The 9,383-nt window shown below is 35.2% G+C and carries 12 protein-coding genes; 7 read left to right on the forward strand and 5 right to left on the reverse strand.

Annotated elements, in window-relative coordinates; all coding sequences use genetic code 11:
- A partial coding sequence (locus L6N96_06345) for an Ig-like domain-containing protein (protein MCP8323777.1) occupies positions 1-722 on the forward strand: 722 nt, incomplete at its 5' end.
- A 58-nt stretch (positions 723-780) separates the two neighbouring features.
- On the opposite strand, the gene L6N96_06350 is transcribed toward L6N96_06345, so the two are convergent.
- The gene (locus L6N96_06350; protein MCP8323778.1) at positions 781-1,482 is read right to left on the reverse strand and encodes a triose-phosphate isomerase; all 702 of its coding nucleotides are present in this window, start codon (positions 1,480-1,482) and stop codon (positions 781-783) included.
- A 142-nt stretch (positions 1,483-1,624) separates the two neighbouring features.
- Between L6N96_06350 and L6N96_06355 the strand changes: the two genes are divergently transcribed.
- The 3 genes from L6N96_06355 (at position 1,625) to L6N96_06365 (ending at position 4,236) form a co-directional block, all read left to right on the forward strand.
- Positions 1,625-1,906, forward strand: a complete 282-nt coding sequence (locus tag L6N96_06355; protein MCP8323779.1) for a GYD domain-containing protein — start codon at positions 1,625-1,627, stop codon at positions 1,904-1,906.
- A gap of 153 nt (positions 1,907-2,059) precedes the next feature.
- On the forward strand, positions 2,060-2,725 hold the full coding sequence (locus L6N96_06360) for a class I SAM-dependent methyltransferase (protein MCP8323780.1): 666 nt from the start codon (positions 2,060-2,062) through the stop codon (positions 2,723-2,725).
- Between the two features lie 74 nt (positions 2,726-2,799).
- Positions 2,800-4,236, forward strand: a complete 1,437-nt coding sequence (locus tag L6N96_06365) for a dihydrolipoyl dehydrogenase (protein MCP8323781.1) — start codon at positions 2,800-2,802, stop codon at positions 4,234-4,236.
- Positions 4,237-4,348: 112 nt separating this feature from the next.
- On the opposite strand, the gene L6N96_06370 is transcribed toward L6N96_06365, so the two are convergent.
- The gene (locus L6N96_06370; GenBank protein MCP8323782.1) at positions 4,349-5,635 is read right to left on the reverse strand and encodes an aminotransferase class I/II-fold pyridoxal phosphate-dependent enzyme; all 1,287 of its coding nucleotides are present in this window, start codon (positions 5,633-5,635) and stop codon (positions 4,349-4,351) included.
- Between the two features lie 88 nt (positions 5,636-5,723).
- Between L6N96_06370 and L6N96_06375 the strand changes: the two genes are divergently transcribed.
- From L6N96_06375 to L6N96_06385, 3 genes are all read left to right on the forward strand, one after another.
- A complete protein-coding gene (locus L6N96_06375) occupies positions 5,724-5,963 on the forward strand; it encodes a hypothetical protein (GenBank protein ID MCP8323783.1) in 240 nt (79 codons plus the stop codon).
- Between the two features lie 381 nt (positions 5,964-6,344).
- Positions 6,345-6,704 (forward strand): DnaJ domain-containing protein, encoded by a 360-nt coding sequence (locus L6N96_06380; protein ID MCP8323784.1) that lies wholly within the window; start codon positions 6,345-6,347, stop codon positions 6,702-6,704.
- Positions 6,701-7,351: a class I SAM-dependent methyltransferase gene (locus tag L6N96_06385; GenBank protein ID MCP8323785.1), complete on the forward strand. Its 651-nt coding sequence runs from the start codon at positions 6,701-6,703 to the stop codon at positions 7,349-7,351. The genes L6N96_06380 and L6N96_06385 overlap by 4 nt, the downstream gene beginning before the upstream one ends.
- Positions 7,352-7,395: 44 nt before the next feature.
- Here L6N96_06385 and tsaA read toward each other — a convergent pair whose 3' ends face one another.
- The 3 genes from tsaA to L6N96_06400 form a co-directional block, all read right to left on the reverse strand.
- Positions 7,396-7,881, reverse strand: coding sequence for a tRNA (N6-threonylcarbamoyladenosine(37)-N6)-methyltransferase TrmO (gene tsaA / locus L6N96_06390; GenBank protein ID MCP8323786.1), 486 nt, complete (start codon positions 7,879-7,881; stop codon positions 7,396-7,398).
- Positions 7,882-7,995: 114 nt separating this feature from the next.
- Entirely contained in the window at positions 7,996-8,826 is an 831-nt protein-coding gene (locus L6N96_06395) for a radical SAM protein (GenBank protein ID MCP8323787.1), read from the reverse strand.
- A gap of 339 nt (positions 8,827-9,165) precedes the next feature.
- On the reverse strand, positions 9,166-9,383 hold a 218-nt coding region (locus L6N96_06400), incomplete at its 5' end, for a hypothetical protein (GenBank protein MCP8323788.1).

Genomic DNA, 9,383 nt, shown 5'->3' on the forward strand with positions numbered 1-9,383 from the left:
CCACTCAGATAATCCCTGGAAGCTACGAGGGATTCTTGGAATCCTTTGACGAGAACGATTACTTCGAGGTCTATGTATCTGCAAGCAATGTGATCAAAGTAAACATGACCCCATCTTCTGGCTCGAATTTCGATTTAGCGCTATATGATCCTGATGAAGATCTGATAGAAGAATCAACCCTCAGTGGTAGTGCCATGGAAAGCATATCTTATACAGTTGAGACTTCTGGAGACCACTTCATCTTGGTCAATTATATAAGCGGATCAAGCACATATGAATTAGAAATCGAGATCGAAGATAATGTCCCCCCAACACTCTCAATTACTTCACCTACCAACGGTTCTGAAGTAAAGTCTTCAACAGTAGAAGTTACCTGGACCGGTTCAGACGCAGATACAGGTATAGATCATTACGAGGTAAAGTTAGATGGAGGTTCATGGATCAACGTATCGACAGCCACTAGCTATAACTTTACGGAAGTAAGCGACGGAAGTCATACAGTTTACGTAAAGGCTGTAGATGGAGCAGAAAATGCAAAAGAGGCTATGGTCAACTTTACTGTGAGTACAGGTATATTCGGACTCGATCTTGCAACTATCGCGATCATTGCGATAATAATAATAGTGGTAGTGATAATCATCATCTTCTTCTTTTTAAGAAGAGGAGCCCCTCCGACATCGACACCACCTCCATCCCCGCCCCCTGTTACACCACCAACTTAGAGAAATCTCATAAATTAAGAAAGCAATTCAAAGCGTAAGAGTTAGAGTAATCGATCCCTCAAGACATATTATTTCTTCGCTTCCACTCATATTCTAATGCATTAACCATTTCTGATAATATGATTCGAGGATTTTTCGCTTCACAGATGGCTCTTGATGCTCCTGTGCCTTTTACTCCAAGTCTTAGAAGTTCTGCAACATCTCTTCCTGAGGATACACCTGCACCACAAATTACAATTATCTTAGGATTAATCTCCTTTACATTTTTTATCGATTGAATAACAAAATCTTTATCTTTGCCCACTGATGTTAGGGTTCCAATTCTACTGGGAGGTTCTGATAGTATAACATCTGGTCCTAGTGTCGCGATAGCTTTAGCTTCTTCTGGAGTACTAGATGCAACAATTGAGATCAAGCCAACCTCTCTCGTTCTTTTTATTGCCTTTGATATCTCTGTTACAGGAAGCCTGTATTCTGAATGGTTAAACAACGCTCCTACAGCACCAGATTCTTTGATTGCTTCTGGTAGGATACGCCCAGTTCCGCGTCCAGGGGTTAGAGGATCGATATGAGGAGAAAAAATTGGAATTACAGTTTCCTTTGCGATTATAGGGATATCTACTATTTGGGGAATTATACAGAGGTAAACGGTGGTTTCTTGTGCTACTTCCTCGATTATTTTTGCTAATTTTAAAGCTTTTTTTCCCCAGACATATGACTTGAAATTGACAATAAATATGGGAACATGGAACCCAGTCATTTAGTTGTTCCGCCTAATGAAATAGATCTTTTAACCATTTTATATTTTTTCTTTTTAATGTTCAGATATAAAGAGTACTAAAAACCCTTAGAATTGTGTATTAATGTATAAAATAAAATATATAAATAATTAGACCATATTTTTGAAGGGTGAGAAAGAAATACTTTTTATTACTCTGGCAAAGATAAGGGGAAAAATTTCGCCAACCTTTTTAGAAGCAACTCAAAAAGCATTGAAAGCCCCTCCTCCTGGAATAAATATACACAACATATTATGGACACTTGGACAATATGATTTCGTTGTAATATATGAAGCACCTAATGAAAAAGAAGCGATGAAAATGGCCATACCATGGGTTGAATTCTGTGAAACCCAAACTATGGTTGCCATCTCAAATGAAGAAGCACAGAAGATGCTGAAATAATTTCATCCATTTTATTTCTAAAGTAGAATACCAAGTACAGATAAGGATAGTTATCGCATAGCTAAGAAGAGGGTTTAAAACATGATGTATTTCTATTGGTTGAAACATGAAAAACGTGATGTATTTCAAAAAGCCGCCTTGGGTTAGCGATCTTTGCTACCAAAGAACACAAAAAGAGAAAAATCATTGCTCAAGAAAAATCAATTTGATAGAGATTATTTTTATGGAAAGAAGAAATCAAATTACTTTAATTATGAGAAAATTAATTTTGAAAAGCAATTTAAAAGTGTAATAAATTTCATACAAAAAAATCATATTACCGGTACTTTTTTAGATGTTGGCTGTGCATTTGGTTATCTGACACAATTAGTATTTCCTTATTTCAACGAAGTTCATGGTTGTGACATTTCCAGCTTTGCAATAAATAAGGCTAAAAGAATATGCTTAGAGGCAAAATATAAAATTGAAAATCTTGAAAAGGGGTTAAATTATCCCGATGAATATTTTGATTGTATTACTGCCCTTGATGTGCTTGAACATACGTCTTCAATAGAAATTTCTTTAAATAATCTAAAATCGAAATTGAAAAAAGGTGGATACCTCATAATTTCCTTACCAATTAATAATTTGATCAGGAAATTATTATATTTTCTAGATAAAGATAAAACTCATATTTCTATCCCTAAAGAAAAAGAGCTATTTAATCTGATTAATAGATACAAATTGAATGTAATTGAAAAGAAATATTTTTTACCATTTCCATATTTCTATGAAATTTCTGGGGTTCCTGTAGAAATTCAATTATATTTAAAAAAATAATCATCTTTTCAAAAATCTTCAAAGTCAGTATAAATATTTATTTTATCTTTTTAATATACCCGAATAGTTTTGATATGAAAGAATATGACTTGATAGCAATAGGTACAGGTTCCGCGATGAATATTGTGGACATCATGATTCAAAGGGAGCCAAGGATCAAAGTTGCTGTCATCGATAAAGATGACCCAGGGGGTATTTGTGTGACTCGGGGATGTATACCCTCTAAGTTATTATTATATCCTGCTGAGATGGTGAGACTGATAGAAAGAACTGAGGAATTTGGTATTGAAGTCGATATCAAAAAGATAAATTTTGAGAAGATCATGGAAAGAATGAGGATCATCATCAACAAGGATATAGAAATGATACGACAGGGGCTTTCTAAATCTGAAAACATAGATTATTATCACGCCATAGCCGAATTTGTTGCACCTTATACACTAAAAGTGGATGATGTCAAAATGATGTCAAAGATGATATTTTTATGTACGGGATCAAAGCCCATAATACCTCCGATAAAAGGGCTGGAGAAAGTAAGTTATCATACAAGTGACACAGTCCTCAAGATGAATCGACTACCTGAGAGCATAGCTATTGTTGGTGGAGGATATATCGCTGCAGAATATGGCCATTTTTTTTCGGCCATGGGATCAAAAGTTACTATAATTGGGAGGAATCCTCAGTTCCTTCCTCAAGAAGAACCGGAAGTCTCGGCGCTAGCAAAAAGGGAGTTGGAAAAGCACATGACAATCCTTACCAACCAAGAAGTGCGTGAGGTGGAGGAGACACCCGTAGGTAAAAAGAGGCTTACCTCTATTAACGGGGCGGATGAAGAAAAGAAGACAATAGAAGCAGACGAAATACTGATAGCTGCTGGGAGGGGCCCGAATACCGATATACTTCATCCTGAAAGAGGAGGAATAGTAACAAATGAGAAAGGATGGATTGTAGTCGATGAGTATCTGGAGACTACTCAGCCTAATGTTTGGGCTTTTGGAGATGCGAATGGCAAGTCTCTATTCAAGCACGTAGCTAATTACGAATCTATTATTGTATACCGTAATGCTTTATTAAAAAAGAGTGAAAAAGTAGATTATCATGCGGTACCGCATGCAGTTTTCACTTACCCCGAGATTGCAAGTTTTGGGCTTAGAGAAGAAGAGGCTATAGCTAAATATGGTAAGGATAATGTACTAATCGGAGTACGAAGATATCAGGACGTTGCCAAAGGAGAAGCGATGAGTGTAAAGGACTACTTCGTCAAGGTAATCGTCGAGGTGGGTAGTATGAAGATTCTTGGGGCACATATTATTGGACCTTACGCTTCCATTCTTGTACAAGAGCTCATAAATTTGGCGTATACTCCTACTCAAAGTGCTAAGCCGATAATTGACGGGATGCATATTCATCCTGCTCTAAGTGAGGTGGTTGATCGGGCATTTTACTCTCTTATGCCACCTGAGCAATATCATCACTTGATTGAGCACCATTATAAACTTCCCATAAATTGAATTTCGGATTCTAGAATGACAATAAATTTGGTATCGTCCCTGAATCCGCCTTTTAATGTAGTATGTTAGGTTCGGATTATGTTAATGATATCAGTAGAGTAAATTTTGAAGACTAAGATTTTATCGACTTGCACACGAGATAAATATTATCGAACAATTGCTGAATATCTTTTTCAGCCAAACTTGAATAAGCAATGCGTAACATATTTTTAATTGCTATAACTCCGGTATCATATTTTTCCAACAAAGTTTGCCTTACTTTTTCAGCATCTAAACCATCCTTTAATTGAATACACATGAAATATCCAGAATTATATGGATGAGGTAAAAAAAATTCATAAAATTTTTTGTCATTGAGCACTTCTTGAACTCTATCAAATCTTGCTTTTAATAATTCATATTTCTCTCTTTTTTCTTGGTTGTGTGTTGGAGAGTTAAAGGCCTTTAATATTAAACTCTGGGAAATGTGTGACGCGTTTGAGATAGTACCTCTTATTACACCTGCTGTTTTCGACTCTAATGCTTGACATGTTTCCCCAGTTATCCCTTTTGATGAATAGGTTACAAATCCTATCCTTAACCCCCATGCATATTCTTCCTTAGTTATACCATCTACTTTTATTGCAAGAACATTTTCATGTATGTCAACAAGTTTTGTAAAAATGGATTCCTTGAATATTCCTTTTTTATATACTAAACCAAAATAAGCGTCATCACAAATAACAACGACCTTATCTCCTGATTCAGCATTCTCCTTTATCATTTTGATAATCTCATTTGCCTCTTCATTTGTTGGGGTGTATCCTGATGGATTGTTTGGGAAATTAAGCAGAATAATTTTTTTCCCTTTTTCTTCTAATAGTTTTTTATTAAAACTTTTAGTATCAAAGCCACCTTGTTTGAAAGTATTAAAAGTATTTAGAATCCCTCCGAAACCATTTTCAAATATTAATTTATAATTGCCCCAGAATTTATCTGTCAGTATTATCTTATCGCCGGGATTTACAAAAAGATAAGCAACTGTACTCAACCCTTCTGTTATACCATTTGTAACAACAGGGAGACTAATTTTACTTTTTAACGATGGGTTTTTACTTTTTATCATTTCTTTCCACGCTCTTCTTAATTCAGGCTTACCATGACTTGGTGCGTAGGGGAATACGTCTTTAGGATCTAAAAGAACGCTATTGGCTATAGACGTAAGTCTCATTGGAGTTCCATCGTCTTCAATTGCTTGACCAATTGTTGCGTTAATCTTTTTTCCTTTTGCTTCGGCTGTTTGACCTAGTATACCCTCTTTTGGAAAGAATATTGCTCTACCTTTTTCCGAAAGTAAATTGTAAATAGTTGGATTGTTATTCTTGATTATCTCATTTAATTCTAAAGCTTGTTTATTCAATTTGAACATGAATGTAGTTTACAATTAATATTATTATTTATTATCTATTTTTTTTACCTCTTGATAGTTACTAAGTTTAATTGATTTATTGGTACTTCAGTTAGATAAACCTGACCAAGAGGCCTTGATCGAGATATTGAGTATCTATGGAATTATCCGTAATTCTTCAAACGATCAATTTGTGAGAGATTGGTATAGAACTTTATCGGTCGTCTCCAAATTAGTTAACATCGTATCAAGCACAAATATAATGGATATTATTGAGAGAAATTTGCACGACCCTCGCTTAGATAAAGTATTTTTGAACCCACCAAAGGTTGAGTTGTAGGGTCTTTTAACTACAGTCGGAGATGAAGAGGTGCAGAAAGGGGTGGGTTTAATGATAGAAATACCTAGAGCAATAGGCAAATCGACAACAGACATATCTTTAGCCAAGGAAACTTTAAGGAAAGTGTAAAATGAAATTCTGAGGATACTGTCTATACAAGCTGCAAATTAGTAACTAACTTTGGTACTGTAGAACTAATTCTATTAGATAAGATAGATTTGCCTAGATGAATCTTTCCCCTCTTTAGTATTTATTAAATCAATTCAGATCAAATAACCGAAGTTCACTTTTTTTTGGAAATCCTTGTTTACAGAATACAATTTTGAAATAGAATTAGTTGTTAAAGGCTTAAATTTAATAATTCAAATCTTTCAAATGAAGTTGAAGAAGAAGCATCGGTTCAAAGAAGACTCGATTAGAATAAGAGCTGAGCAAATTCTTGGTTTAGATAGCTATGCAAAAGAAGAAGATATAAAGAATGCTTATCGGAAACTGACATTAAGATATCATCCTGATAGAGATTCTAAAGATCATAGTTTAATGAGGAAGATGCAGTTAATAGTTCAAGCCCACGATCTACTTCTGAAGGGAATGGTTTATGATGACAATCTAAGGCAATATGAGCTTCTTGAAGATGATGAACTTGTCAGATCCTTATTACCTGAGGGAGAGGAGCCTGAGCCTCTAGGTATATCTTATAAAGATTGGCATAGGAAGCAGTTTTATGAAGGCTGGATATGATGGCAGAAGCTATGGAAAAGGGATTTTTAAATCATGTAAAAGAATATGATTCTTGGTACTTTAAGCATAATGCAATATATGAATCAGAAGTTCGAGTTTTAAAAGAATTAAATCTTAAAGGTCTTGGTTTGGAAATAGGTGTTGGTACAGGAGTATTTGCAAGTAGGATAGGTACTAACATAGGCATTGACCCCACTCTTACTATGCTTAACATTTCTAAAGAGAGGGGTTTAGAGGTAATTCAAGCAATAGGGGAGCATCTTCCCTTCGTTGATAAAACTTTTGATTATGTGCTTATGGTTTGTACCCTGTGTTTCCTCGATAAACCTGGTTTAGTTATCAAAGAGTCTTTTAGAGTGCTAAAGAAGGATGGTAGCTTGATCGTTTGTTCAATTATAAAGAATTCACCTTGGGGAAGATTCTATAAAGAAAAAAAGAAGGCTGGTCATAAATTCTACAGATACGCAAAATTTTTTACCAGCCATGAATTAAAGAAATTAGTTTATGATCAAGGCTTGTCTATAGTAGAGATCATGAATACTCTAAGATATGGCCCGTCTGAGGAGGAAAGGTTTGAGGAGCCCTTGAGAGGCTATAAAGGTAGTTTCATATGCTTCCGAATAAAAAGAGTGGAAATATTTTCTTAAAATTCAATTGTTTGTTCATTATTTACTCATAGCATATTTTAATATCACCTTTTAAATCTCCCATCATCTTTTACTTTTCTAAGTTTGTTAATCTTTTTATCTAACCATCCTTTCCTCTCTACTTTCCATACATCAAATTCTGGAACATAGGGCTTGATATCTAAAAGCGGTGTTCCATTTACAATATCAATATTCCGAATATATAGAATATTTCTATCAACCTTATTCAGACGTACGATTGAAATCCCGATTGGGTTTGGTCTAGATGGAGAACGTGTGGCAAATACTCCACGTAGATTATCGTCCATATGCGGTTTAACTTTTAAGGAAAAATCTTTTGATAGATGCAAATGATAGATTAAAATAATGTGCGAAAATCCTTCAATATCTTTAAGTCCTTCAGTATACTCTGGAAATATCTCGATGGTACCTTCGATATCTTGAGCCGCTGTTGGTTGTATTGGTATACCGCGAGGTTCTTTGTATGGGGAATAAATGATACCTATCGGCCTATACTTTATTTCATTCATAATTATATATCACAAATCGGTTTTAAGGACTATAAACTGGTTTCATTTCTTTCACTTATTTTTTAAATTGAGCTTTCTCCAAACAAACAATTTTATTTATTTTTTATGAGATTTTTATCTTCTACCTGGGAGTTTTCTCATATAGAACTTATGCTTATTATAGTCTAACTCGATAAGCTTTTCTTCTTTAATCAAATTCTTTACCAAATTCCAATCGGTGCCAGCTTTCCGTAAAAATTCATCTACCGCTTTAGCACGCATCGGATGAACTGAGGTAATGCTGAGCAAATCTTCCTCCACATTCCCAGTAAAAGCAAAACCTGAACCTTCATATCCTGTGAGGCATTCTACATTATCCTCACCAAGGATCGCACTGAAAACTTGATAAGCCATATTCACGGCTCGCTCTACAGCAGGTTTAACCCATCGCTCAGCTGGAGGTCTAGTTGGAATTGCAACAAAGGCTTTATCTGGATTCAATTGTTCTAGGAATTTGGCTATGTTATCAATTTCTTTTTCTTTATCATTTATCCCATCTATAAGCATCGTTTCTGTGATAATCTTGCAATTATAAGTTTCGGAAAATTCTAGAATCTCCTTTAGGATTTCAGGGAGCTTTAGCAAGCCATAAGGTCTATTTATCTGATGCCAGATACCCTCATCAACAGCATCTATTTTAAATGAGATCAGATCCGCCTTAGCTAAATCTTCTTTAACATCTTCCCTATAAAGGAGTGAAGCATTAGTTATTACAACTATCTTTATCCCTAAGTATTTCAATAATTCAATCTCCTTCCCAAGATTGATGTCCAAAGTAGGCTCGCCGTCAGGAACAAAAGTCAGATGGTCTATGGGCTCTTCCTTTTTCCTCACTTTATTTATCTTCTCTTTAACCTTCCTGAAAATATGTTCAGGTTTATAAAAAGCCTGTCTATCAACCTGCATCTTTATAGTTCTCCCGAGCTGACAGTAAATACAAGAATAGGTGCAAATCTTTGCTGGAATATTGTTTATTCCTAAGCTACGTCCCAGTCGCCTCGAGGGGACTGGACCGAAGACAGTCATGACCAAAGCCTCTAAAAATTAATCGTCATAACTTTACTGCACCAGTATATATATGTGTGATCTACTTCGAAATATCAGGAAACATTTTAGCATCTATCTGATAGTATTTAATTCAATTCGCATTTATACGATATATTAGAGCGCGTATTTCCTTTTATGTATTGATATTATATTTTTAGTTCAAGCAGCCAATATCTTTTAGATTTTTTATCAATTTCTCTAAGTTGGTGGTGTAACAGGGGGCGGGGATGGAGGTGGTGTCGATGTCGGAGGGGCTCCTCTTCTTAAAAAGTAGAAGATGATGATTATCACTACCACTATTATTATTATCGCAATGATCGCGATAGTTGTAAGATCGAGTCCGAATATACCTGTACTCACAGTAAAGTTGACCATAGCCTCTTTTGCATTTTCTGCTCCATCTACAGCCTTTACGT

This window comes from Candidatus Methylarchaceae archaeon HK02M2 (genome assembly GCA_024256165.1).
Lineage (GTDB): Archaea > Thermoproteota > Nitrososphaeria > Nitrososphaerales > JACAEJ01 > HK02M2.

Excerpts from the sequence above, each read along its gene's own strand:
- L6N96_06350 (MCP8323778.1), bottom strand. The coding sequence starts at position 1,482 with ATGACTGGGTTCCATGTTCCCATATTTATTGTCAATTTCAAGTCATAT.
- L6N96_06365 (MCP8323781.1), top strand. The coding sequence starts at position 2,800 with ATGAAAGAATATGACTTGATAGCAATAGGTACAGGTTCCGCGATGAAT.
- L6N96_06395 (MCP8323787.1), bottom strand. The coding sequence starts at position 8,826 with ATGCAGGTTGATAGACAGGCTTTTTATAAACCTGAACATATTTTCAGG.
- tsaA (MCP8323786.1), bottom strand. The coding sequence starts at position 7,881 with ATGAATGAAATAAAGTATAGGCCGATAGGTATCATTTATTCCCCATAC.
- L6N96_06385 (MCP8323785.1), top strand. The coding sequence starts at position 6,701 with ATGATGGCAGAAGCTATGGAAAAGGGATTTTTAAATCATGTAAAAGAA.